19 protein-coding genes are annotated in these 26355 nt (G+C 46.8%); 13 read left to right on the top strand and 6 right to left on the bottom strand.

Annotated features, from left to right (window positions below):
• Positions 1–88: 88 nt before the first annotated feature.
• Complete coding sequence (metK, locus tag H9626_RS12490) at positions 89–1381, bottom strand: methionine adenosyltransferase (RefSeq protein WP_191710692.1); 1293 nt, start codon at positions 1379–1381, stop codon at positions 89–91.
• A 425-nt stretch (positions 1382–1806) separates the two neighbouring features.
• Between metK and cobU the strand changes: the two genes are divergently transcribed.
• From cobU to H9626_RS12515, 5 genes are read left to right on the top strand one after another with little or no spacing between them, the layout of a single operon-like run.
• Entirely contained in the window at positions 1807–2313 is a 507-nt protein-coding gene (gene cobU, locus H9626_RS12495; protein WP_178257076.1) for a bifunctional adenosylcobinamide kinase/adenosylcobinamide-phosphate guanylyltransferase, read from the top strand.
• 2 nt (positions 2314–2315) lie between these two features.
• A complete protein-coding gene (cobT, locus tag H9626_RS12500; RefSeq protein WP_178257075.1) occupies positions 2316–3356 on the top strand; it encodes a nicotinate-nucleotide--dimethylbenzimidazole phosphoribosyltransferase in 1041 nt (346 codons plus the stop codon).
• Between the two features lie 4 nt (positions 3357–3360).
• The gene (locus tag H9626_RS12505; protein ID WP_191710693.1) at positions 3361–4122 is read left to right on the top strand and encodes an adenosylcobinamide-GDP ribazoletransferase; all 762 of its coding nucleotides are present in this window, start codon (positions 3361–3363) and stop codon (positions 4120–4122) included.
• 14 nt (positions 4123–4136) lie between these two features.
• Positions 4137–4667 (top strand): alpha-ribazole phosphatase, encoded by a 531-nt coding sequence (gene cobC / locus H9626_RS12510; protein ID WP_191710694.1) that lies wholly within the window; start codon positions 4137–4139, stop codon positions 4665–4667.
• Between the two features lie 48 nt (positions 4668–4715).
• Positions 4716–6038, top strand: a complete 1323-nt coding sequence (locus H9626_RS12515) for a cobyrinic acid a,c-diamide synthase CobB (RefSeq protein WP_191710695.1) — start codon at positions 4716–4718, stop codon at positions 6036–6038.
• A 102-nt stretch (positions 6039–6140) separates the two neighbouring features.
• Here the strand turns inward: H9626_RS12515 and H9626_RS12520 are convergent, their stop codons facing one another.
• The gene (locus H9626_RS12520; RefSeq protein WP_178257071.1) at positions 6141–6713 is read right to left on the bottom strand and encodes a sugar O-acetyltransferase; all 573 of its coding nucleotides are present in this window, start codon (positions 6711–6713) and stop codon (positions 6141–6143) included.
• Positions 6714–6852: 139 nt separating this feature from the next.
• Here H9626_RS12520 and H9626_RS12525 point away from each other — a divergent pair, with 139 nt between their 5' ends.
• From H9626_RS12525 to H9626_RS12560, 8 genes are all read left to right on the top strand, one after another.
• On the top strand, positions 6853–8508 hold the full coding sequence (locus tag H9626_RS12525; protein WP_191710696.1) for a M64 family metallopeptidase: 1656 nt from the start codon (positions 6853–6855) through the stop codon (positions 8506–8508).
• Between the two features lie 274 nt (positions 8509–8782).
• The gene (gene ychF / locus H9626_RS12530) at positions 8783–9886 is read left to right on the top strand and encodes a redox-regulated ATPase YchF (protein ID WP_178257069.1); all 1104 of its coding nucleotides are present in this window, start codon (positions 8783–8785) and stop codon (positions 9884–9886) included.
• 958 nt (positions 9887–10844) lie between these two features.
• On the top strand, positions 10845–14039 hold the full coding sequence (locus H9626_RS12535; RefSeq protein WP_191710697.1) for a SusC/RagA family TonB-linked outer membrane protein: 3195 nt from the start codon (positions 10845–10847) through the stop codon (positions 14037–14039).
• Between the two features lie 25 nt (positions 14040–14064).
• Positions 14065–15825, top strand: coding sequence for a RagB/SusD family nutrient uptake outer membrane protein (locus H9626_RS12540; protein ID WP_191710698.1), 1761 nt, complete (start codon positions 14065–14067; stop codon positions 15823–15825).
• 96 nt (positions 15826–15921) lie between these two features.
• On the top strand, positions 15922–17691 hold the full coding sequence (locus H9626_RS12545) for a hypothetical protein (RefSeq protein ID WP_191710699.1): 1770 nt from the start codon (positions 15922–15924) through the stop codon (positions 17689–17691).
• 73 nt (positions 17692–17764) lie between these two features.
• Positions 17765–19663 (top strand): arabinan endo-1,5-alpha-L-arabinosidase, encoded by a 1899-nt coding sequence (locus tag H9626_RS12550; RefSeq protein WP_191710700.1) that lies wholly within the window; start codon positions 17765–17767, stop codon positions 19661–19663.
• A 453-nt stretch (positions 19664–20116) separates the two neighbouring features.
• Positions 20117–21025, top strand: coding sequence for a ketopantoate reductase family protein (locus H9626_RS12555; protein WP_191710701.1), 909 nt, complete (start codon positions 20117–20119; stop codon positions 21023–21025).
• The gene (locus tag H9626_RS12560; RefSeq protein ID WP_178257063.1) at positions 21025–21675 is read left to right on the top strand and encodes a chloramphenicol acetyltransferase; all 651 of its coding nucleotides are present in this window, start codon (positions 21025–21027) and stop codon (positions 21673–21675) included. Before H9626_RS12555 ends, H9626_RS12560 begins: the two co-directional genes overlap by 1 nt.
• A gap of 160 nt (positions 21676–21835) precedes the next feature.
• Here the strand turns inward: H9626_RS12560 and hcp are convergent, their stop codons facing one another.
• The 4 genes from hcp to H9626_RS12580 form a co-directional block, all read right to left on the bottom strand.
• Positions 21836–23491 carry a hydroxylamine reductase gene (gene hcp / locus H9626_RS12565; protein ID WP_191710702.1) on the bottom strand — a complete coding sequence of 552 codons (1656 nt, stop codon included), beginning with the start codon at positions 23489–23491 and terminating at the stop codon, positions 21836–21838.
• Positions 23492–23593: 102 nt separating this feature from the next.
• Positions 23594–24214 (bottom strand): Crp/Fnr family transcriptional regulator, encoded by a 621-nt coding sequence (locus tag H9626_RS12570; RefSeq protein WP_191710703.1) that lies wholly within the window; start codon positions 24212–24214, stop codon positions 23594–23596.
• Positions 24215–24256: 42 nt separating this feature from the next.
• The gene (locus H9626_RS12575; protein WP_191710704.1) at positions 24257–24952 is read right to left on the bottom strand and encodes a response regulator transcription factor; all 696 of its coding nucleotides are present in this window, start codon (positions 24950–24952) and stop codon (positions 24257–24259) included.
• Entirely contained in the window at positions 24949–26334 is a 1386-nt protein-coding gene (locus H9626_RS12580) for a sensor histidine kinase (RefSeq protein ID WP_191710705.1), read from the bottom strand. The genes H9626_RS12575 and H9626_RS12580 overlap by 4 nt, the downstream gene beginning before the upstream one ends.
• Positions 26335–26355: the final 21 nt, after the last annotated feature.

Below are 26355 nucleotides of genomic sequence, written 5' to 3' on the forward strand. Positions count from 1 at the left end.
TTTTTAATCGCCTTATTAATGCTGTTTAGGCACGAACCACACAATGCCTGCGTAATTCGTGCCTAATGTTACAGCAAAAAGCCCCTTGTCAGAGTCCGAAAGCAGCTTTTACTTTATCTACGTAATCCAGTTTCTCCCACGTAAAGAGTTCTACTTCTACGTCTTTATTGCCTTCGTAAGCCGATTCGAAGTGTTTTACCACCGTTTTCGGTTCACGTCCCATGTGTCCGTAAGCAGCCGTTTCGCTATAAATCGGGTTACGCAGCTTCAGGCGTTCTTCGATGGCACGCGGACGCATGTCGAAGATTTCGTCTACCTTTTTGGCGATTTCGCCGTCGCTCATTGCCAGATGGCTTCTGCCGTATGTATTCACATAGATGTTTATCGGGCGAGCCACGCCGATGGCGTAAGAAACCTGTACCAACACTTCATCGGCAACACCCGCTGCCACCAAGTTCTTGGCGATGTGGCGGGCTGCATAAGCCGCACTGCGGTCTACCTTGCTGGGGTCTTTGCCAGAGAAAGCTCCTCCACCGTGGGCGCCTGCTCCTCCGTAAGTGTCGACGATGATTTTGCGTCCTGTCAGTCCGGTGTCGCCGTGCGGCCCTCCGATTACGAATTTTCCGGTGGGATTCACAAAGTACTTGATTCCGTCGTTAAACAGTTTCAGAACTTCGGGGTTATGAATTTCGGCAATGACGCGCGGCATCAGGATTTCGATGACATCTTTACGGATTTGTGCCAGCATCTCTTCGTCTGCTTTAAGCTGAGCTTCTTGAGAATCGTCGGCAGGGCGGATGAAATCATCGTGTTGCGTAGAAACCACAATCGTGTCGATGCGCACCGGGCGGCGGTTGTCATCGTATTCGATGGTTACCTGACTCTTTGAGTCGGGGCGCAGATACGTCATGAACTTTCCTTCGCGGCGGATTTCAGCCAATACCATCAGCAGCTTATGTGCCAAGTCGAGCGACAGCGGCATGTAGTTTTCTGTTTCGTTCGTAGCATATCCGAACATCATACCTTGATCGCCGGCGCCCTGATTCATAGGGTCTTCACGCTCTACACCGCGGTTGATGTCGGGGCTTTGTTCATGGATGGCAGAGAAAACACCACATGAATTTCCTTCGAACATATATTCGCTTTTGGTATAACCGATTTTATTGATAACTTCGCGTGCCACACGCTGAAGGTCGATGTACGCTTTTGTTTTTACCTCTCCTGCCAGTACCACTTGTCCGGTTGTCACCAGTGTTTCGCAGGCTACTTTCGAGTTGGGGTCGTAAGCCAACAGTTTGTCAAGTACAGCGTCGGATATTTGGTCCGCCACTTTATCGGGGTGTCCTTCCGACACTGATTCGGATGTGAATAAGTATCCCATAGTTACCTTAAAAAAATTAAATGTTTATATAGATTGTATATATCCGTGTACGGACAGAGTAGGAAGGAATCAACAAGGAATCAAATTTTATGTGTTTTAGCATTTTTTTCCGTGGTTGCAAGCTACTCAAATCTTTCCACTTTTATATCGGCTGCAAAGATAGATATATAAATCGGAATAACGATGCGTATGATGGGTATTTAACATATTTATCCCTGAAAAACGCTACCGTTAGCGTTGCCCGACGCAAGCGGTAGCGTAACCCGACGCTACCCATAGGACTTGCCTGCGCTACGGGTAGAATTTTCAGGGGCATTTTATACATAAAATCAGAGTTCGTTTAGAGCCGGTTTAAATTTGGGCATACGCCGGAGGATATACGTAAAATTTCGTATTTTTGTGCGACGAAAAATAAATCATTCCGAATGAAAAAGATTATTTTAGTAACCGGCGGACAACGTTCCGGGAAAAGCGGCTACGCCGAAAAGCTGGCACATCGCCTTACCGGTTCGCCTGTGTATATTGCCACGGCACGTGTTTGGGACGAGGAATTCCGCCGCCGGGTGGAGCATCACCGGCAAAACCGGGGAGCGGAATGGACCAACATTGAGGAAGAGAAGCTGTTGAGCCGTCACGACATCAGCGGAAGGGTGGCTGTGATTGATTGCGTCACGTTGTGGTGTACCAACTTTTTCATGGAGCAGAACGATGTACGCCTCGCCCTTGAGGAGATAAAGGCGGAGTTCGACCGTTTTACGGCTCAAGATGCTACTTTTATTTTTGTAACGAACGAAATAGGACAGGGAGGCGTTTCGCCCAACCGGCTGCAACGCCAGTTTACCGACCTGCAAGGCTGGACAAACCAATACATCGCTTCGAAAGCCGATGAGGTTATTTTAATGGTAAGCGGTATTCCCGTTAAAATCAAATAAAGATGAAACAGTTTTCCATACAGCGTATCGCCAACGAGCGGTTAGAAAAAATGGTAACCGATAAGATTGACAATCTTACCAAGCCCAAAGGTTCACTGGGGCGTTTGGAGGAATTGGCATTACAGGTCAGTCTTATCCAGCAGACACCTTTCCCCATTCTGAAACATCCTTGTAACATTTTGTTTGCTGCCGATCATGGCATTACTGAGGAGGGGGTCAGCAAATCGCCTAAGTCCATTACGTGGCAACAGCTTTATAACATCCTGCGGGGTGGGGCAGGCATCAACTTTCTATGCCGCCAGCATGACTTCGATTTGCTGGTGGTAGACGCAGGCGTGGATTATGATTTTCCGCCCATGAACGGACTGCTCGACATGAAGATACGTAAGGGAACCCGAAATTTCCTCCACGAAGCAGCCATGACTTCCCAAGAAATGGAGCGTTGCATCACCGTGGGTGCACAGTGCGTAGAGCGCGTACACGTGCAGGGAGGCAATGTAGTGAGCTTCGGCGAGATGGGGATAGGAAATACATCGGCTTCGTCGCTCTGGATGACTTGCCTGACGGGGATTCCCTTGCAGCAATGTGTGGGTGCGGGCAGCGGGTTATCCGACGAAGGAGTAGCCCACAAATACCGTATTCTTCAACAAGCGCTCGACAATTTTCCCGGTACGCATACGCCCGAAGAAATAATATGCCGATTCGGAGGTTACGAAATGGTGATGGCGGTGGGAGGTATGCTCCGTGCTGCCGAATTGCGCATGGTCATCCTTGTCGACGGATTCATTATGACGAACTGCCTACTGGCGGCTTCGCAGTTCTGTCCTGAGGTGACCGATTATGCCATATACGGGCATCAAGGTGAGGAAAGCGGACACAAGCTCCTGTTAGAATATCTTCATGCCCGTCCGTTGCTGAGCCTTAACCTCCGGTTGGGCGAAGGGAGCGGAGCCGTATGTGCTTACCCGATAGTAGACTCTGCGATACGGATGATAAACGAAATGGAAACATTCTCAAACGCATCGGTCACCAAATATTTTTAGTCTCATGAATAACCTGCTTGCTGCCTTGATGTTTTTCACCCGCCTTCCGTTCTGGAAGATAAAGACGGTTCCGGCGGAATGTTTTAAGCATGTGGTAGAGTATTGGAGCCTGACAGGATGGCTTACGGGGGGTACAATGGCGCTGGTGTTCTGGCTGTCTGCACTGGTTTTTCCGGCAGATGTGGCGGTGATGTTTGCGCTTGCGTCGCGATTGCTGCTCACGGGCGGACTTCATGAAGACGGACTTGCCGACTTTTTCGACGGTTTCGGCGGAGGGAAAGACCGTGAGAGTACGTTACGCATCATGAAAGACTCCCATATCGGAAGCTATGGCGTGTTGGGGCTGATTGTTTATTACCTGTTGGGGTATGCGTTGCTTTGTTCGCTCCCTTTGTCGCTGACTCCCGTTGTACTCTTTTGTGGCGATGCGTTTGCCAAGTTTGTTTGCAGTTTTGTAATCAAGCTGTTGCCGTATGCCCGCAGGGAAGAAGACAGTAAAGCGAAAGTGGTTTATACCCCCATGCGGAGCTTGGGGATATTGTTCACAGCTGCGGGCGGACTGATACCGCTGATACCTTTTGTGGTGTTTCTTCCCTCCTTCTATGTTTGGGCGTGTGTGCTTCCTGTGCTGATATTTGCGGAGTTAGTGTATTTGTTCAAACGCCGTATCAACGGATATACCGGCGATTGTTGTGGGGCGTTGTTCCTGTTGTGTGAGCTGGGGTTTTGGACTGGAACTGTTTTTGTCACTTATTATTCACATTAAATAAATGATTGCGTATGAAAGTATATTTGATTCGCCATACTTCGGTAGATGTTCCTGCGGGAACGTGTTACGGACAGACCGATGTTCCTCTTCGCGATAGTTTCGAGGAAGAAGCCGATGCCGTTTTCAATCGTATCGAAGGAATGAAGTTCGATAAAGTATATACCAGCCCCTTGTCGCGCTGTCTGCGTCTGGCTTCATACTGCGGATATACCGATGCCAAGCGCGACCGCCGTTTGAAGGAAATAGATTTCGGTAAATGGGAAATGCAAAAGTTCAGCGAAATCAAGGATGCGCGTATCGAAGAATGGTATGAAGACTTCCTCCACGTACCGGCTACGGGAGGCGAATCGTTTATGGATTTGTACGGACGTGTGGCTTCGTTTCTCGACGAACTGAAGCAGGCTGATTACCGGAGGGTTTTGATTTTTGCCCACGGCGGCGTGCTTATCTGTGCGCAGGCTTATGCCGGAGTAATTGACATCAGCCGGGCTTTTGATGCGCTTTCGCCTTACGGAGGAATGGTGGAGATTGATTTATTATAATACGGAAAGAATGTGTAACTTTGCGTCTGCATTAAACAAGAAAGACAGATGAAGCCACAATTACTTATCGGAGCTATAAATTCAGCGAGTGGGAAAACCGTGCTGACCGCAGGGTTGCTGCGCGCGCTGAAGCATAGGGGATTGCAGGTGCAACCCTTTAAATGTGGTCCCGATTACATCGACCCGCAGTATCATGCGGCTGCTTCCGGACGCGAGTCTGTTAATCTTGATACGTGGCTGGCATCAAAACAACATGTGCAGCAAATCTATAATCAATATGCCGAGAATGCAGACGCTTGCATCGCGGAGGGGATGATGGGGCTTTTCGACGGCTATCGGCGGACGCAAGGCAGCAGTGCAGAGATAGCCAAGCTGTTGAACCTTCCGGTAGTGTTGGTGGTCAATGCCCGTTCGCTCGCCTATTCGGTGGCTCCGATGTTATATGGTTTCAAGCATTTTCATTCTTCCACACGGATTATAGGTGTAATCTTCAGTCAGGTTGCTTCGGCTTCCCACTATTCGTTCCTGAAAGAGGCTTGTGCCGATGCCGGACTGGAAAGTCTGGGATATCTGCCTGCCGACGAGTCATTGCGTATGCCCTCGAAATACACGGCACTGACGCAGGCGGCAAAACAAGAGATGGACGAACTTGCCGAACGTGCCGCCGTCTGGGTGGAGAAACATATCGATATAGACAAATTGCTGAACCTTTGCATCCGTCCTTTTCCTTGTTCTTACCGCTTGCCTTACGTGCAAGACATGCCGGCAGATTGTGCACGTCGCACCGTGCCTCGTCTGCAAATCGCCGTAGCACGCGATGCTGCTTTTAATTTCATCTATCATGAGAATTTAGACCGTTTGCAGGAGGTAGGAAAACTCACCTTTTTCAGTCCGCTGTACAGTAAAGACCTTCCGAAAGCCGACATCGTTTATCTTCCCGGAGGCTATCCCGAACTGTTTGCCCGCCAACTTCACCGCCGCAAGGCAATGATGGAGCAGCTGCGCGACTACGTAGAATCCGGTGGAAAAGTATGGGCCGAAGGTGGGGGAATGACGCTCTTCTCTCGTTCGATAACCACGCAGCGGGGCACTACTTACGAAATGGCAAATATTCTTCCATTGACTTGCACACTGGAGAACGCTCGTCTTCACTTAGGCTATCGGACCGCTGAATATAACGGAGTGGTTTTACGCGGTCATGAATGTCATTATTCCTCTCTCTTAAACTCCGATGCCTTACCTGCTGTCTCACAGCTCTATAATGTACGTGGAATAAAAGTCAACACACCTTTATACCGCTATAAAAATCTGATAGCCGGATATACTCATTGGTATTGGGGAGAAACAGATATTTTAAAGGTGTGGGAATAGTCTTGCCCGACTCAAAAATTTAAGCCGTAGAGTTACACAACGCATCCGCTTGCGTTGAAGCAAACAAGCGGATGCGTTGGCACGTGCTTCCGCATGAATTTTTCAGCGGTCATTATCGCTTATATCCCGGATGACATGACACGGACAACCGGCTGCAAGCACGCCGGCAGGAATGTCTTTGGTTACTACGCTTCCGGCGGCTATTACACTGTTATCCCCGATGGTAACGCCCGGCAGAACGCTTACGCCTGCGCCTATCCATACGTTGTTGCCTATTTTGATGGGGTAAGCATATTCCAATCCCGCATTACGTTGTTTCACATCGAAAGGATGCCCGGCGGTATAGAAACCACAGTTCGGTGCAACGAAAACATTGTCGCCGAAGGTGATGGATGCACCGTCAAGCATGACACAGTTGACGTTTGAATAGAAATTTTCTCCGATGTGAATATTATAACCGTAGTCGCAGTAAAAAGGCTGTTCTACACAAAAATCTTTTCCCGTACTGCCAAACAGCTGACGGATGATTTGTTCGCGCTCTGCTTTTTGTGAGGGGCGTAACCGATTGTAGTCGTAACAAACCTCCTTGCAATGATTGCGCTCTGCCACTAATTCGGTATCATAGTTGGCATCGTAAAGTTTGCCTGCTTTTGCTTTTTGTTTTTCTGTTTCCATTGTATCGTTTTTCTTTTGCGTCGTCTCTTTGTTGGTAGAACAAATTTATGCGTTTTTCGGGATTTTCTCGCTAATTGTCGAAAAGATAACCGTTTATTAAAATATTTTTGTACATTTGAAAGCGTTAACTACTAAAATTATGAAGCGGCTTTTTCTTTTCAGTTTGTGGATATTGAGTGTGATTCTTGTTTCGTCTTGTTCGGAAGAAGAAAGTGGTGGCTTTTCCATTGACATCACGGAGGATGTGGTGTTGACTTCCGAAGAGGGTGCAAGAGCCATCGTGAGCTTTACGAGCAATCTCGGCTGGATGGCAAGTGTATCGGCAGACTGGTTGGAAATCTCACCTGACGAGGGACAGGCCGGCAGCAACGCGATACTTATTACCGCACTGACAGAAAACGATTCAGACAATGCACGCACGGCTACGCTGACGCTGATGTCGGGAGGCGTGCGCCAAGAAATAACCGTAAGACAGGAATCTGTGAACGATATCCAACTGGAGCAGACCCGGTATCAGGTGGGTGCGGAAGGCGGTACGCTTGATATTACTTTCTCGACTGCCATCAGTCTGGACAATTTGACAATTTGGAGTACTGAAAGGTGGGTGAATCAAGATAATCTTCCGTCGCGCTCGCTTACTGACTACCAGCTCATATTAAACGTGGAAGCAAATCCCGATCATCAGAGCCGCAGCGCCTCTGTGATTTTTGCAAAGGAGGAAAACGGTGAACAGACGGTTTTAGATACTGTAACCATCATACAGGAGGGTACATCGGGAATCGAGTCGGAAGACGATTCGGAAGATGGGGTTATAAACGTCCTGCAAGAGGCTACGGTAGGAAACGGTATTCCTATCGTCATCATGGGCGACGGATTTATAGATACCGAGATAACCGACGGTACTTACCTGCAAGTAATGCAGCAAGCCTGCGAGAATTTGTTTACCGAAGAGCCGATAAGCTCGTTACGAGACTATTTCGATGTATATTCGATAACAGCAGTCTCGGCCAACAATCTTTTCGGTAACGGATATGATACGGCATTCGACTGTGAGCTGGAAGGAAACGGCACGACAGGTATCAGTGGAGATGAAAATGCGGTAAGACGTTACGTCAACCGCGTAGCGCAAGCATATAACATCAATGCTGACAAGGCTCTGGCAGTGGTTATACTGAATACCCATGAGTATGCAGGCACTACCTATTTCGGCTACACGAACACCCTGACTCAAAGCGTGATTGATTTCGCCATAGCCTACTGTCCGGTAATCGACAATCTGAATAGCGAATCATTCAGGCAAGTGCTTGTGCATGAGGCTGTAGGTCATGGGTTCGCTAAGTTGGAAGACGAATACGCCTACGAAGAAAATGGTGCGATACCTGCCTCAGAGATAGCCGATGTCCGTTACCTCCAATCCTTAGGATGGGCACAGAATGTTGACTTCACTACTGACAGGTCTGCCGTACTTTGGTCAGAATTCCTCTCCGACGACCGCTATACCTCCGAAGGGTTGGGTATTTACGAAGGATCATGTACCTATATAAAAGGAGCATACCGCCCCACGGAAAACAGCATGATGAACGAAAATACGAATGGATTTAATGCTCCGTCGCGCAGAGCCATCTACAACCGAATCATGGAAGACGGAACAGGAAATACCCCGACTTATGAAGACTTTTTAACATTTGACCAACAGCACCGTTCCCTTCTTTCCCGAGGCTCGGCAAGCACTGAAAAGCGTATTCCTTTCGCTCGCCCACGGTTTGTAGGAAAATCCATATCGGCCTCAGAATAGCTTCTAAGGTGAATTGTCACCCTACTGTGTACATTTGTCCACCGAACCGATTCAGATTCAGTTCGATAAATAACTCGGAGATAGGTAAAAGAGATACACACTGATTTTTATTAAGCGAGCCACAACCCGACTGATTCCGGTGAATCATCTGTCGGGTTCGTGGCTCGCTTTTTATATGCAATTTGTATTCGCCATCCTATGAAAACGCCATAAAAAATCCGTATCTTTGCAATTCCAAATAAAAAGATAATAAACAAGATAGAATAATATAATTATGGCTTTACAATGCGGTATTGTCGGCTTGCCGAACGTAGGCAAATCGACGCTTTTTAATTGCTTATCAAATGCAAAGGCACAGGCTGCCAATTTCCCTTTCTGTACTATCGAACCGAACGTGGGCGTGATTACCGTGCCTGATGAGCGGTTGAATAAATTGGCGGAACTGGTTCATCCGGGACGCATCGTGCCTACAACGGTGGAAATTGTAGACATCGCCGGACTGGTGAAAGGGGCAAGCAAAGGAGAAGGATTGGGTAACAAATTTTTGGCGAATATTCGCGAAACGGATGCGATTATCCACGTTCTCCGTTGTTTTGATGATGATAATGTAACTCATGTCGACGGGACGGTGGACCCTGTGCGCGACAAAGAGATTATCGACACGGAACTTCAACTTAAAGATTTGGAAACCATTGAAAGCCGCATTCAGAAAGTGCAAAAGCAGGCACAGACGGGAGGCGACAAGTTGGCAAAACAGACTTATGAGGTGTTGGTACGGTACAAAGAGGCATTGGAGCAAGGCAAATCGGCTCGTACCGTGCAGTTTGAAACAAAAGACGAACAGAAAATCGCCCATGAACTTTTCCTTCTTACTTCGAAACCGGTGATGTACGTATGCAATGTAGATGAGGCAAGTGCCGTTACAGGTAATCAATACGTAGAGCAGGTGCGTGAGGCTGTGAAAGATGAGAATGCAGAAATATTGATTGTGGCTGCAAAAACCGAAGCTGATATAGCTGAACTGGAAACGTATGAAGACCGCCAGATGTTTTTGCAGGAAGTGGGACTGGAAGAATCGGGTGTTAACCGTCTTATCAAATCGGCATATAAGTTGCTGAATCTGGAAACTTTCCTTACGGCAGGCGAAATGGAAGTGCGTGCATGGACGTATCACAAAGGTTGGAAAGCTCCGCAATGTGCCGGTGTTATTCATACCGATTTTGAGAAAGGTTTCATCCGTGCCGAAGTCATCAAATACGAAGACTACATCAAATATGGCAGCGAGGCTGCTGTGCGCGAAGCCGGAAAACTGAATGTAGAGGGTAAAGATTATGTGGTGCAGGATGGTGACATCATGCACTTCCGGTTTAACGTATAAACCGTTATTCCTTTTATTTTTTTATCTGAATTTGTAAGGAGCTTGTTTTAAGGCTTTTACCTTTTAGCCGGGAGCTTGGAAAATTCTAACGGTAGAACCGGGCGGTTCTATGGGTAGAGTTAGTGAACGCTACCGCATGGATTGGGTAACACTACCCGTAGCGTTTTGGGGGGTATTCCGGCAGGGATTTTCCGCTTGTGCTTTTGTAAGGCAAGACGGTTAAAAGAGGTTCTTTATCATACAGTCGGGCAAGTTGATTGGAACAGATTTCATCTTTTAGGAATTCCTAAAGATGTAATATGCTCTAATCAACTTGCCGATTTTTTATATGCAGGCACATCCGGCCTTTTCTTTTCACCCAATGAAGGGCGAGTTTATGAGAGTATAAACTTTATCCTGTGAGGTTACCGCTTTTATATGTCGTAGAGTTATCTATTATCCGTTTGTCCTCTTTTTCTTTTTTGCGTTTTTATATCTTAAATGTGCTTAAAATCAGAGTATTGATACATATCCCGGCGGGAGATTTTTGAACATCGGAAACTTTTTTTTATCGTCTTGACAGGTCTTGTTTTGGGTAGTTTATCCACCAATAAAGTCCATTTGTCCACCTCCCTTCCCGTTCTATTTACCTAACTTTGAGGCGCTATTAAAAACAGTTTATTACAGTTTATTGCTCATTCACAAATTCTTGACTATGAAAAACAACAAAGGAATGGTTCTTGGTACCATCAGCAGCATTTGTAGGATTCGATTTCCCTCATTTTACACTACTGATGTATGTCGGCGAAAGCGTTTTTGCCCGAAAGAGTTTGCATACGACATCGTTTCAGCAGGCTTTAAAGCGGCAAGAGCGGGCAGATAGTGTTGCATCAGAAAACAAGGCTGAACCTAAGCCGGATATCATGAAGATTAATAGCGACTTTAATTTATTGATAATTTAATTTAATACCTTTGAAAAATGAGAAAGCAATTTATTTTTTCCGCAATGCTTGGCTTGTGTGCCTTTGGCGGTACGGCGGTGTATGTTACACCTGCCATGGCTGCCGTGGCACAGTCACCAACCATCAAGGTCAGCGGTAAGGTTATCGATGAACTTGGCGAACCATTGATGGGTGCTACTATCAGAATTAAGGATGAACAAGGCGGAACGACAACCGATTTAGACGGTAATTTCCAACTGGAAGTGTCCGGTAAGGCCGTCCTTGTGATAAGTTATGTCGGTTACAAAGACCGTGAAGTTGCCATTCGTAACCGTGCCATCCTTGAACCTATCCAGCTCGACCCCGATAACCTAATGCTTGAACAGGTGGTGGTAGTGGGTTACGGTACGCAGAAAAAGGCCGACTTGACCGGTTCTGTGGCAGTAGTGGATGCCGAAGCCTTGAAACAGGTATCCCATTCTAACATTTCCAGTATGCTTGAAGGTAAGGTAGCCGGTGTGCAGATTACCTCCGACGGTCAGCCCGGTGCCGACCCTACTGTACGTATCCGTGGTATCGGGTCGTTTGGTGATACCTCTCCGCTTTATGTCATCGACGGTGTTCCGATGGGAACTTCCATCCGCGACTTCTCTTCTAATGATATTGAAACCATTCAGGTGTTGAAAGATGCCTCGGCAGCAGCCATCTACGGTTCACGTGCTGCCAACGGTGTGATTATCATCACCACCAAACGCGGTCAGAAAGACCAACCGCTGAAAGTAGACTATAACGGATACTTCGGTGTGGATTATATTCCTTCGGGAGTTTACGACGTGATGAACGCCGACCAGTACAGCCAGTATTTGGGTCAGGCAGCATCCAACTCGAATACACCGCTGCCGGGAGGATACAGCCTCGACAGTGCAACAGGTGCTTACCATTTTATGGATAATACCGACACAGATTGGTTTAAAGAAGTGTTTAAGACGGGTATCCGCCAGAACCACAACGTAAACCTTTCGGGTGGCGGTTCCAAAAACACTTATAATGTAGCGTTGGACTACTTCAGCCAGAAAGGAACGTTGGAAGGAGCAGGACCTAATTTCGAACGTTTCACTGCACGTGTCAACAATACCATGGAAACCAAATTCATAAAGTTCCAGACCAGCGTAGTTTATTCGCACTCCGACCAAGATAACATGGCATTGTCTAATGCGAACGAATACGTACAGGGATTGTATGGCGATGTGAGCAACGTATTGCGTTCTACCTTGTTGATGCAGCCTACCATCAAGGCTTACGACTCTTCTACATGGGTGCTCGATGACGTGGTGGGAGCCGCAAGCGATTATAATTACGATGCATACGGCTATGGCGTTTATTATGATAATATTCATGGCGATATTTCGGCTTCCAACCCGCTGTTGGTCAACAACCTGTTGCAGCGTAACACACGTGTAGACCGCTTCGTGGGTACAGGTTCTGCCGATGTAGACCTGCTCAAGATGTTAGGCATCGAAAACAAGAACCACAAGCTGAATTACCGTCTTAACCTTTCGTATAGCAAGACCCATTGCAAAGATTTTACGTGGATTCCCGCATGGATACAGAGTAACCGTGTCTATCTGGCGAAGAGCAACGAACGCTTGGAAAAGGCTTCACGCGACTATTCGGATGCGTTGATTGAAAACATCCTTACGTATGATGGCACCATCGACAAGCATCATATCAATGTAGTAGTCGGTCAGACTTACGAAGAAGAACATACCGAATTGCTGAACGGATGGGGACTTAACTACACCGAGCCGTATTTCCTGCAACTCCAAAACGGTGCGAATACTTATTCTTCCAGCTACGACTACAAACATGCCATTTTCTCTTATATCGGCCGTATCAATTATAACTATGACGACCGCTACTTATTCTCGGCAACAGTTCGTCGGGATGCCAGCTCACGTTTGTCGAAAGACATCCGTTGGGGAACATTCCCTTCAGTTTCTATCGGTTGGCGCTTCGATAAAGAAAGTTTCTTCCCCTTCAACCCCAGCGTGGTAAACATGTTCAAGGTTCGTGCCAGCTACGGTGAATTAGGTAATGAGAACATTGGTGAGTATGTATATCAAGCCGTAATGTCACGTAATAACATGACGTACAGTTTCAACAATTCTGCCGTGACCGGTTCTGCCGTTTCAACGTTTGTTGATAACAACCTGTCTTGGGAAAAGAAGAAGACTTATAACGTAGGTGTTGACCTTGCTTTCTTGGATAACCGCTTGGAATTTACGGCTGAATGGTATAAGAATACAAACAACGACTTGCTGTATGATGTCCCTGTCCCCGAACAGGCAGGTGTATCAAACACGACCGTTACGATGAATGCCGCTTCGATGGACAACTCCGGTTTCGAGTTTGCTGCTACCTATCGTAACCGCGACCATGCGTTCAAATATGAAGTATCGGCTAACCTCAGTACGCTGAAAAACAAAGTAACCTCGTTAGGTTTTACGGATGAAGCATATATCACCGGTGCTTATATCACAGAAGTAGGTCAGGAAATCGGTAAGTTCTACGGCTGGGTATACGAAGGAATCGCACGCACGCAGGAAGACTTGGATAACCATGCTACGCAGCAAGGTGCTAACGTAGGCGACTGCCTCTACAAAGATATAAACGGTGACGGTGTGATTGACGAAAATGACCAGACGGTATTGGGCAGCGGTCTGCCTAAAATCAACTTCGGTTTGAATGCCCGTTTCGAATACAAAGGATTCGACTTGAGCATTGCTACCTTTGGTGCTTTGAACTATCATGTAACCGATGATATCTACAATTCATTGAACTCTTGTTATGGCTATTCCAACAAGGATGTAGCAATATTGGATGCCAACCGCTGGAGCGAAGACGGAAGCACTTATATCTCTAACGTACCGCGTACTTACATTACAAACAGCGCGACATACGCATGGAACGACTTGTTCAGCCAACGTAAGATTCAGAATGCGGCTTATTGGAAGATTGCCAATGTTGAGTTGGGCTACAACTTCCCCGACAAATGGTTCGGCAAATATGTATCGGATGTCCGCTTCTACGTATCTGCACAAAACCTCTACACGTTTACCGGTTATCATGGATATAACGTAGACTATGCAGGAGGCACCTTTACTCCGGGCTATAACTTCTGTTCGTTCCCGACGGCACGTACCTTTATGTGTGGTCTTCATTTCTCATTCTAATTCTAACTGTTAAAAAAATTATTGTATGAAACTACTAAAATATTCACTTGCTTTTCTGTTCGGAGTCGGAGCACTGACTTCTTGCATGGACAATTTGGATGTGGTGAATCCTAACCAGCAAACCACAGCTACTTTTGGCAATACAGTCGATGATTTGGAGGAGTGTGTGATTGCTGCCTATAACCATATTCGTATGGAAGGGTCGTATGCCCGTGTAGGCTATACCATTGATGTATGCCGTGGCGATGAGGTGTGGAACTCTTCGCAAGTATGGTACTTGGAATTTGATGACTTTACCGTATTGGTTACGGGTGATATCGCATGGTGGCCGTGGCGTGAATGGTATTATACCATCAATGTATGTAACTTTATTCTATCGCGCACCGGTGACGATGATTCCCAGCTTTCGGAAAATATGAGACGCATCAAAGGGCAGGCGCTCTTTATCCGTGGACTGGCTTATTACAATTTGGCAGGCTATTATCAGAATCCGCCTCTGATTACGAGTTATGAAACCTATTCTTCACTGGATGGACTTTATGGCGCTAACAGTACGTATGATGAAGTGCTTGACCAAGTGGAAGCCGATTTCCAGCAGGCAATGGAGTTATTGCCTTCGCGTGATGAAGGTAGCGAATGGGCTGGCGGTCGTGCTACCTGTGGTTCTGCGGCAGGCTTTTATGCACGTACACTGATGGTGCGCCATAAGTTTAGCGAAGCGCTTACGGTGTTGGAAGACATCATTAGCGGACGCTATGGCACCTACCGCTTGATGGACAACTATGGTGATAACTTCCGTGAAGGTACAGCATACGAGAACAACGATGAAAGCTTGTTTGAAGTACAGTTCTTGGATTATGCTTCACAAGGTACCGATGATGAATGGACACCGGTGAATACCAGCCCCAATGCTACGCAAGGATCGGCTATCGAAAGTAATTTTGCTCCGGGCGATTTTGGCGGATGGGCCGACCTTTCTGCTACTAACTGGTTATATGATCTCTTTAAGAGCGAACGTACGACAAGCGGTACTCTCGACCCGCGTCTCTATTGGACATTGGGTACTTATGAAGCCGACTGGGAAGGTTTCGAATACGGAAACGTTGCTTACACGGAGACTCTTACGGCTTCCGATACCATTCGGACCAACAACAACTACGGTGGTATTCCTATCGCTAAATATACCAATCTCCGTACCGGTCTGTATAGCACGGTGGTTACCGGTTTGCACGATGGTATCAATGTTCGTTTGATGCGTTATTCGGATGTATTGCTTCGTGCGGCAGAATGTGAAAATGAAGTGAACGGACCGACTCAACGTGCCATTGACTGGATTAACGAAGTGCGTAACCGTGCTGACCTGCCCGACTTGCAACTTTCTGACTTTGCCGGAAATGCCGACAAGCTCTTCGAGCAGATTGCCAATGTGGAACGTCCGAAAGAATTCGGTTGTGAGTTTGGCCGTGGCTTCGACCTTATCCGTTGGGGATTCTTCTACGATGCCGATCGTCTGCAACAGATGAAAGAACACTCTGTAGTTCGTATCACTGCCGATAAAAGTAAAGTGCTGCTTCCTGTCAGCTACAGCGACATCGACTCTGACTCGGAACTGAAAAGTGGATTCGATACTTATGTGGCTGGACATGAGTTCCTGCCTATCCAGCAGCAGCTGACAAACAATAACCCGAATCTGCAAGGTAACTCGGCTAACTATGGTACGGACAATTCTTCTTACTTCCGTGACAACGGTTGGACGGTACGTCCGGTTGTAGATTTGGACGATTAATCATTACTAAAACTAAAAAAGAAACAGTCTCCCTCTCCTGGCAGTTTTGCTCAGGAGAGCGGACGATTTAAAATCAATCATTTTACATTTAAGACTATGAGACATTTCAAGAAAATAGCATCCGTTTGCTGTTCCATTGCTTTGGGAATGTTGGCATTGACCGGTTGCGAAGACGAACATTTCTCTAACATAAATGCACCCGACTGGCTTTCTGAAAAGGTAGACTCCATTGCCAATGCGCAGAAAGGAGACGATGAAGTGTTGGAAGGTATGATGGAAGATGTGTACACCATTGGAAATACGGATTATTCTTCCGGATGGTGGACTGTTTTTTCGAAGTATTACGTGATTCCCGAAGGGAAGAAGTGGAATGCGGTGTTTAATCTTAGCATTAACCCGGCTGCATCTAATACTTATAAGAATTTTGCATTAATCATTTGCAATGATAATGAACGTGAAGGCGAAGGATATTTGGAATATGGAGCAATACGTTACGATAACCAACCTTCAGGTAACTCTGAGTGGGGAGATTATATCGACCGCTCTTATGTTCAGAGTACACTTACTTTCGAGACTGATACCGATGAGGGGATCTCACAATTAGGAGGAAAGGTAACGCTTACCGTCGACAGGTCCGACCCCGAATCGTTCAGAGTCACAATAACCAACGGAACGGTTACCAAAACTTACAATCAGCCAAGTCCTTTGGTTAATCTGAATGCCGATGAAAGCAATACCAACATCCGTTGCTTCTTGGCACCCGAAGGTTCGTACATCAATTTCCAACAGACCAACATCGAACCTATCGGCGGATTGACCTCTGCCGAGGATAAGAACCCATTATCCATGACGTTGCAGGGAGTACCCGATGAGGTGGATTTAGGTGTGCCTCTTGATTCGGCTATGGCGGATGTTACAGCCGTTGTCACGTTCGAGGAGGGGGTAACAAAGACCGTTACGGCTGAAGAACTGAGCTTCTCTTCAATCCCCGACATGGATACCGAAGGCGAAAAGACACTTGTAGCCATCTATAACAAGACCTTTAAGGGCGAGAACTGCGAACAGCCTATTATGGCAAGCGCAACCTTTAGTGTGGTAGAAAAGATTGCTTCCATTGAGGTTACGGCACAGCCTTCACGCAAGAATTACTACTATTATACTTCGCCTGCTACCGAAGGTATGACTGGACGTACATTGGCTTTCGACCCGACGGGTATGGAGGTTACTGCAACCAGCGTGACGGGTACAGAAAGGGTTATGGATAACTCAAAACTTACTTTCTCTACCATTCCTGCAACGGTAGGCGACCACACTGTTACCATTACTGCCGCTGAGGGAGTAACCGCAACGGTAAGCGTCAACGTTTCAGAGTCGGTTGATTCGGAAGTACACAACAGTACCAACATGGTAGGGGCTGAAGATAACAGCACTGCATGGTGGACTGTGTTCTCTGATGATTTTAATGTACCTGCGGGAGAAACAAAATTTATCTCATTTACCAATTATACCAACGGGGTAAACAATTGGAATAACTATTCTGTGGTTCTTCGCAAAGCAGATCTTACAGAATATGCGGTAGTCCGCGCCGATAATTATGGTTGGGGTGCAGGATATGAAGATAATGTAAACCTTCAAACCAGCGGCGGTCAGTCTGATTGGGCTGCTTGGCTTGCCGAAATGAACGGTGCGAAAGTTACGGTTTATGTAACCAACTGCGGTAACGGTACTGCCGATGTGCAGGCTGTTATGCAAGGAGCAGCAGGAACAACCTATACTCAATATTATTTAGGTATCAATACGGTTGATCTTTCTGATCTGAATTTTGCACTGACTATGGAAGGGTGCCATCTTGTTTTCAATGAATAAATAGTTATTTTATCATTCCTGCCGTTTCCTTCCGCGTGAGGGAAACGGGGGAATTTCTAAACCTAATCATCAGATGAAAAAACAATTATCATTTATCTGGATGTCTCTACTGCTCGTCTTGGCGGCTTGCTCCGACGGCTTGGATAACATCGAATATAACAGCGACAGCGGCATAACCGTAGCTGCTCCCGAAGTAACGGAAACAACAGGTACTTCGCTCACTCTTACTGCATCGGCTACCGGTAATGTGGGAGACATCGTGCGGAGAGGATTCTGTTACAGTGCCAATGCACAAACTCCGACCATCAGTGACAACGTGGTGGATGCCGACGAAAATTTTTCTGCCAGTATCTCCGGACTGATGGGAAGTTCAACTTACTATGTACGTGCCTTTGTTTACGGTAACAGCCGTTATACTTACTCCGACCCTATTGAAGCTACCACGGGAGCCATGAGCCTTGACGAACAGCTCGCCAATTACGTAGCTCCCGCTTATCCGGATGATTACTCAAGCATCGCCGACTGGACGAACCGTTCGCAATGGAACTTGAGTAACGTTCATGACCCCACAGTGGTTCTTGCCGACGACGGATATTATTATATGTATCAAACAGATGCTTCGTATGGCAACGCGCACACTGCGGGCGGACATTTCCACGGACGCCGTTCGAAGAACTTGGTAGACTGGGAATACTTGGGCGGAACCATGCAGACGCTGCCCGATTGGGTGATTCCGAAGCTGAACGAAATCCGTACAGCAATGGGCTTGGAAGAAGTCAATCCCAGCGTCGACGATTTCGGTTATTGGGCACCGTGTGTGCGTAAGGTAAACAGCGGACTGTATCGTATGTATTATTCCATCGTATGCCCCGGCACGCTGAGCGGCGACGGCACATGGAGCGAACGCGCATTCATTGGCTTGATGGAGAACTCAGACCCAGCCAACAACAGCGGATGGGTGGATAAAGGTTACGTTATTACCAATGCTTCCGACAAGGGGCTGGACTTCAATGTTCCGGCAAACGATTGGGCTAACTGTTACTACAAGTGGAATGCCATCGACCCCAGCTACATTATTGATGGTGACGGACGCCACTATCTGGCTTACGGCTCTTGGCACAGCGGTATTGCGCTGGTAGAACTTGATGAGGCTACGGGCAAGGTGAAAGCCGAACTGCCTAACCCGTGGGGAACGGATTCAGACATTGCCGCTTACGGTCAGTTGATAGCTACCCGCCAGATGGGTAACCGCTGGCAGGCATCGGAAGGTCCGGAACTCATTTACCACGACGGATATTACTACCTGTTCTTGGCTTACGACGCGCTGGAAGTTCCTTACAACACTCGCGTGGCGCGTGCTACCAACATTGCAGGCCCGTATGTGGGCATGGACGGTACGGATATAACCAACGTGGGAGGTGATATTCTGCCTGTTGTTACTCATCCTTATAAATTCAACGGCAGCGATGGATGGGTAGGAATTTCACACTGCTGTGTGTTCGATGACGGAAACGGCAACTGGTATTTCGCATCGCAGGGCAGATTCCCTGAAAACGTAGCGGGTATCAATGCTTCAAATGCCCTTATGATGGGACATGTACGCAGCATCCGCTGGACAGAGGACGGATGGCCCGTGGTGATGCCTGAACGTTACGGTGCAGTGCCGCAGGTAGATATTACGGAAAGCGAACTGGTAGGCGACTGGGAACACATCGACCTTTCTTATTCGTACGGAAACCAGAAAATATCTTCTACAATGACTCTTTCTGCCGACCATACGGTGAGTGCAGGAAGCTGGGAGGGAGCTACATGGTCGTATGACAGCAGCAATCGCGTTCTTACGTTCGACAACGGTGTTGAACTTTACTTGCAGCGTGAAACCGACTGGGAAGCCTCTCCGCGAACCCATACCATTGTTTACGCCGGATATGGCGATAACTATAAGACTTATTGGGGTAAAAAGGTTAAATAAATCCTGCTATTCGCTGGTGTAGGGGCGTATCGCATACGCCCCGAAAGCATCCGCGCGGATAGATTTGTGCATTCGCGGCAAGGCAAACACGTGAAGCGTGGCGCCGCAAAAGAAAGAATAAGAAGTAAGTTCTGTGTAAAACGTTGGTTTTCCGGAACTTACTTCTTTCTTTTTTACCCTGAAAACGCTACCGCAAGCGTTGGTCGTTCCATGCGGTAGTGTTGACCGGTTCTACCCATAATGTTAACCTGCACTATGGGTAGAATTTTTCACCCCTGTCACATCCCTTTTTTCCGGATGCAGGTTTTCGCTCCATTCCTTGTTGGTTCGTCAATCTTTTTATAACTTGCCACGGTTTTCAGTCAGACCGATTCTTCCGATAAGTCTGCTTATTTCCAAATAAACAAAAGCTCACTACGGGCTTTTTTTATCAACTCAAAAAAACAGTGTAAAATGAAATATTTAGTCGTAGGAACAGGAGGCGTGGGCGGCTCTATTGCCGGATTCCTCGCATTGGCAGGCAAAGAGGTGGCGTGCATTGCCCGTGGCAAACACTTGGAAGCCATACGCCGCAACGGACTTCACCTGAAGTCCGACCTCAAGGGTGAGCATTACCTCCCCGTAAAGGCGTGTACCGCCGAAGAATTCAGCGGGAAAGCTGATGTGATATTTGTATGTGTGAAGGGATATTCCATTGATTCCATCAAAGAAGTGTTAGAGCGTGCTTCTACTCCCGATACGCTGGTTATCCCCATCCTGAACGTTTACGGCACAGGGCCGCGCATCGGACGTTTGGTTCCCTCGGTCACCGTGCTCGACGGGTGTATTTATATCGTAGGCTTTGTTTCGGGTGAAGGCGAGATAACCCAGATGGGAACCATTTTCCGCATGGTGTTTGGCGCACGTCCGGAGCAGGGTGTCTCACCCGCGCGCTTGGAGGGCATTGCGGAAGAACTGCGCAGTTGCGGCATCAAAGTAGACGTTTCCGATGACATCAACCGCGATACATTCATCAAGTGGGCGTTTATTTCGGCAATGGCCTGCACGGGTGCTTATCACGACGTTCCGATGGGAGAAGTGCAACACGAGGGGGAGGTAAGAAACACGTTTATCGGACTTTCTACCGAAAGTGCGGAGATAGGACGCCGCTCCGGTGTGGTATTTCCCGAAGACCCCGTGGCTTATAATCTGAAGGTTATCGACAAACTCGACCCTCACAGTACGGCTTCAATGCAGAAAGACATTGCCCGCGGGCATGAATCGGAAATACAAGGCTTGCTTTTCGATATGATTGAACTTGGCGAACGGTTGGGCGTAGACATGCCCACCTATCATAAAGTGGCACAAAAATTCAGCAAATAATGAAACATACCGTAGACATCAATACATGGGAACGGAAAGATAATTATAACTTCTTTCGAGGGTTTGCCAACTCATGGATTTCCATCACCGGCGAAGTAGACTGTACAGACGCTTATGCTTCGGCTAAGGCTTCGGAGCGTTCGTTTTTCCTGTACTACTTATACGCCATACTGCGTGCCGTAAACGAAATCAAGGAATTGCGTTACCGCTGGGATAAAAACGGACAGGTGGTTTATCACGATACCGTAGATGTTATCTCTCCCATAGCCGTTCCCGGAAAAACTTTCTATACGGTACGCATTCCGTATCAGGAAGATTTCAATGCGTTCTATGCTGAGGCCCGCCGTATCGTAACCTCCATTCCTGCCGACGGCGACCCGTATGGAACGGACAAACAGATAGCCGACCAAGGCGATTTTGATGTATTCTTGCTCAGCGCCACACCGAAACTCTATTTTACTTCGGTAACTTATACCCAGCAATCTGTGGGCCATCCGCTGGACTATCCGCTGATGAATGCCGGAAAAGCGATCAGACGTGACGGGCGGCTGTATATGCCCATCGCCCTGACCGCCAGCCATGCTTTTGCAGACGGAGCCCACATTTCGTTATTCTTTGAAAAAGTTGAGCAATATCTGAAAACCATTTAAGAGGCGGTTTGGATTTTGCTCAGTCCGTACTTTGAGTTTGTATTCGAGGATGTTTCTCCGTTTCCATCCGATAACTGCCATCGCCCTTATCAATGCGGAAAAACATCCCCGAAAACGATTTTTAATCTGAAGCAGAGACAAGGTTCTGCGACAACTCCTCTTATAAGATTCCTAATCTTTTCAAATCCTCGTCTACCGTGTTTATGCCGGATATTCCAAAGTTATCAACCAACACTTTGGCTACGTTCGGAGATAAGAATGCGGGTAAAGTAGGACCTAAATGGATATTCTTCACTCCTAAACTCAGCAGTGCCAGCAGTACGATAACGGCTTTCTGTTCATACCATGCAATGTTATAAGCAATGGGCAGTTCGTTAATGTCGTTCAATCCGAATACCTCCTTTAATTTCAAAGCGATAAGCGCCAGTGAATAGCTGTCGTTACACTGACCGGCATCAAGCACTCTGGGTATGCCGTTGATATCTCCGAGAGGCAGTTTGTTATATCTGTATTTAGCACAACCGGCTGTAAGAATGACACAATCTTGGGGCAAAGATTTGGCAAATTCCGTATAGTAGTCTCTGCTCTTCATTCTTCCGTCGCAGCCCGCCATAACGATAAACTTACGGATATCGCCGTTTTTTACAGCTTCTACTACCTTATCGGCAAGGGCAAAAACCTGTTCGTGTGCAAATCCTCCTACGATGCTTCCTTTTTCTATTTCTTTAGGTGCTTTACAGGTTTTGGCAAGTGCGATGATTTCACTGAAATCCTTTTTCCCGTTCATGTCAGAAACGATGTGTTTCCAGCCCGGATATCCGGTACTGTTGGTCGTATAAACCCGTCCGGAATAAGTAGCCTTCCCTGTGGGAGGTACGATACAGTTTGTGGTAAAAAGAATAGGCCCGTTGAATGTTTCAAATTCTTCGCGTTGCTTCCACCATGCGTTGCCGTAATTCCCCCTCAGATGAGCATATTTTTTAAGACGCGGATAATAATGAGCAGGAAGCATTTCGCCGTGAGTATAAATATCAATGCCACTGTCTTTACTCTGTTCAAGCAACTGTTCGATGTCGTTTAAATCATGTCCGCTTACCAAGATGCCCGGCCGGTTACCTACGGAAATATTAACTTCTGTAATTTCCGGGTTTCCGTAAGCCGTCGTATTCGCCTTATCCAAAAGCGCCATCGCTTTTACACCCCATTCGCCGGTTGTAAGCGCAAGTGCAGTAAGCGAAGTTGCATCTTCGTTAAGAACCAATTCGCTTAAAGCATAAAGAATGAAATCATTGATTTCTGTTTCAACCAGTCCTAACCGTGCGGCATGTTCCAAATACGCCGCCATCCCTTTAAGACCATACATGGTAAGTTCTTTAAGCGAGCGGATATCTTCGTCTTTGCAGCTTAACACCCCTACCGTTTGGGCTTTCTCATCGTATTCAGTCCGGTTTCCATTCCAAGTAAGCACATCTATGTCGGGGATAGCCACCCCCTTTTCTTTTATCCGACTGATTAACTGGTTGCGCAGTACTATGGCTTCATCTATTCTTTTGTAAATGCTCTCCTTGTCGAAATTCGCATTCGTTATGGTACAGAATAGCGAATCGTTTACAAAATTATATACATCAGCTCTCTTTGAGCAGCAACATGGTTTTGATTTACAGAGACTAACGGCTACTCCGATTCCTTTTAAAAGATATATCAAAAGGTCTTGAGCTTTAGCTACTTCCGGCTTCTTGCCACATACGCCGATGATTTTGCATCCGATACCATTGGCTGTTTCCTGACACTGATAACAAAACATATTTTTTTCCATATTCGTAAACTGTTGTTTTAATTAGAATCGGATGCAAAAATATGCCTGTAAAAATTGGAATGCCGTAACAAATGTTACGCGCTAAATATAAGGAAGCAGACGTTAATCTTTTTTAAGGATAATCTTGTTCGACAGGTTGATGACGGTTCCTTCGTTTCTTAGTTCGGATAACACTCTTGATAAAGAAGGTCTAGCTACTCCCAATATGCGTGCCACCCATTGTACATTATCTATTTTCCCGTGTTTATGAAGGTATTCGATAACGCGCTCTTTTAATGATTGCAGGTTTTCTTCGCGAATCCTTTCCGACAGGCGATAACAACGGTCTGACAATATCTTGATAAAGTTCGTCATTAACATCTTGTCGTTATGCAATAGGTTTAAGAACGCTGATTTATCAATAAAGAGAAACGTGCAGTCCGTTTTTGTCACGATATTGACAGGAAATGAATTAACTTCTCCATAAACAAAAGCCGGTGCCAATACCAGTGGAGCTGTGATGGTTTCGATTATTACCTCCTTGTCATTATTTATCATGCTGGTATATACACAACCCTCGATAAGAATGATAATATCGTTACACGTATCTCCCATGTGGGCTACGTAATAATCCGCAGTCCGTCTGCGCAGGCGGTAATAAGTAGTTGATAAAAATGTTTCTATCTGTAATTTACTACAACCTTTAAAGAGAGGTGCCCTGATTAATAAATCCGTCAGATTCATAAAGATGGTTGGTCTTTTATTAATTGATAATCCTTGAAAGCATCAGTCGGTCAGCATCAGTCCTATACCTTTTACTGTTTTGATTTGCACAGTCTCATCGGCAGCCAATAGTTTGCGGAGCCGTGATATGAAAACATCAAGGCTGCGCGAGGCGAAATAATCTTCTTCCGTATCCCATAGTTGGGCGAGGATTGCTTCGCGCTTTACTACCTCTCCTTTATTTTCACAAAGCAGTTGCAAGAGGCGGGCTTCGCGTTCGGTTAAAGTTTTGTCGGGTTCGTTCCGGTGATGTAGCAAAGCATGAGCCGCATCGAATGAGAATAGCTTGCCGATGGGATACAGTGTATGTGTGTCGCGTGCTTTTATGCCTTTCGTCAAGCGAATCAATGCCGTGATATGCGCATTCAGCTCTTCTGCCAGAAAAGGCTTTTTGATGTAGTTATTAATACCCAGTTCATAACCTTCTACCACGTCTTTCGGCGATACACGTCCGGAGGTGAACAGAATCGGTGTCGTACCGTCGGTTTCACGGATGCGGCGCACCATTTCATAACCGTCCATTACCGGCATTTCGATATCAGACACGATGACATCCGGATTCCACTCCTGCCATAAGCGTAATCCCTCTTTGCCGTCGGTTGCCGTTTTTACTTCATAACCGCCTATCATGTCTTCCAAGCCTCCCCGGATGATGTAACACAAATTGGCATCGTCTTCCACTAACAATAACTTTATCATATCTTTTCTTTTTCTGCTTTTTCTTTAGATGGCAACAGCAGCGTAAAAACGCTGTATTCGCCTTCGATGCTTTCTACCGTTATTTGTCCGTCGTGTGCTTCGGCTACTCGGAATACGTAGTTCAGTCCCAGTCCGAAGCCCGTTGCGCCTCCTTTGCGGTTACGTTCGGTAGCCGAGGCACGTTCATACTTCTCGAATATCTTCGACTGCTCTTTCAGCGGGATGCCGAAACCATTGTCGCGGATGCTGATATAGTCTGTTCCGTCTGCCCGTGTCCCCGATGAGAGAATGATTTCCACCTCCTCGCCCGAATATTTCACGGCATTGTCTATCAGGTTGCTCAGTGCCTCTTTTAAGAACTCATGGTCTGCGTATACGGTTTCTGTTGTCAGATTCCATACATAGGTTACTTTCTTCGGAGCATTGGCTTTGTATTTCTCTGCCAAATCCTCCAATAGAGGACGTAGCGGGCAGTCGGTCTTAGTCAGCTTCAGCCGATGGTTTTCCAGCTTCGAGAGCGTCAGCACCTTGTTAGTCAGCGCCAGCAAGTGTTCGCTTTCTTCCCTCAGGATGCGGAAGTACCGGGCTTTCTTTTCCGGCTGACTGTCTAATCGTCCGGTTTCGAGTATCTGCGTTCCCATCAGTATGGAGCTGAGCGGGGTTTTCATATCGTGAATCATGGCGTATGAGAAGTCTTCGCGCAGCTTGGCTATCTTGTCTTGCCGGATGATGATGCGTATCTGGTAAACGATACACCCGATGACGAGTACCATTATCAGTGCCGTGGCTATCAGCAGCATGGTCATCCGCTGTACGATCAGCCAGTAGGGATTGGTGATGATGCCTTGCAGGAATCGGCTCTTTTCGAAGTTAATGGGTACGGGACTGGTCTTTAATGTTCCGTGGGCATTGATGTCTGTTTTGCCGGAGCTGCGGATAACATTTCCCGAAGAATCTATGACGCACGAGAATACCTTTGCATGAATATCAATCGAGTCGAGTATATGGGTATAGATGGAATCCAAATCGGTTAGAGATACTTCCATCTTCAGTTCCTTTAACACGGCTTTCTGGAAAGCGATATGCAGGCTTGACATGAGCCATTGGTTTGCGCGGTTTTTCATCATATCCGCTGAAAGCGTATCGGGGTCTTCTTCAAGATATATGGTAAACGTGGTATCTTTGGAAGACATCATCTTTTTGTATTTCTCCATGCGGCAGAACACTTCCTGCAAAGCTGCATCTTTAAACAGTGCGTCGCTTTTCATCAGCAGGCTTTCTTCCGTCAGTTTATAGGTATTGGTCAGCCAGACATATTGTAACTCGATTATTGCCAGTAGTCCGATAACGGCAATCCAGCGGATGTGTTTTATCTTTCCCATATTAACCTAACATTAACCTCG

Origin of the sequence: Phocaeicola faecium (assembly GCF_014837055.1) — a bacterium.
Classification (GTDB): domain Bacteria; phylum Bacteroidota; class Bacteroidia; order Bacteroidales; family Bacteroidaceae; genus Phocaeicola; species Phocaeicola gallinarum.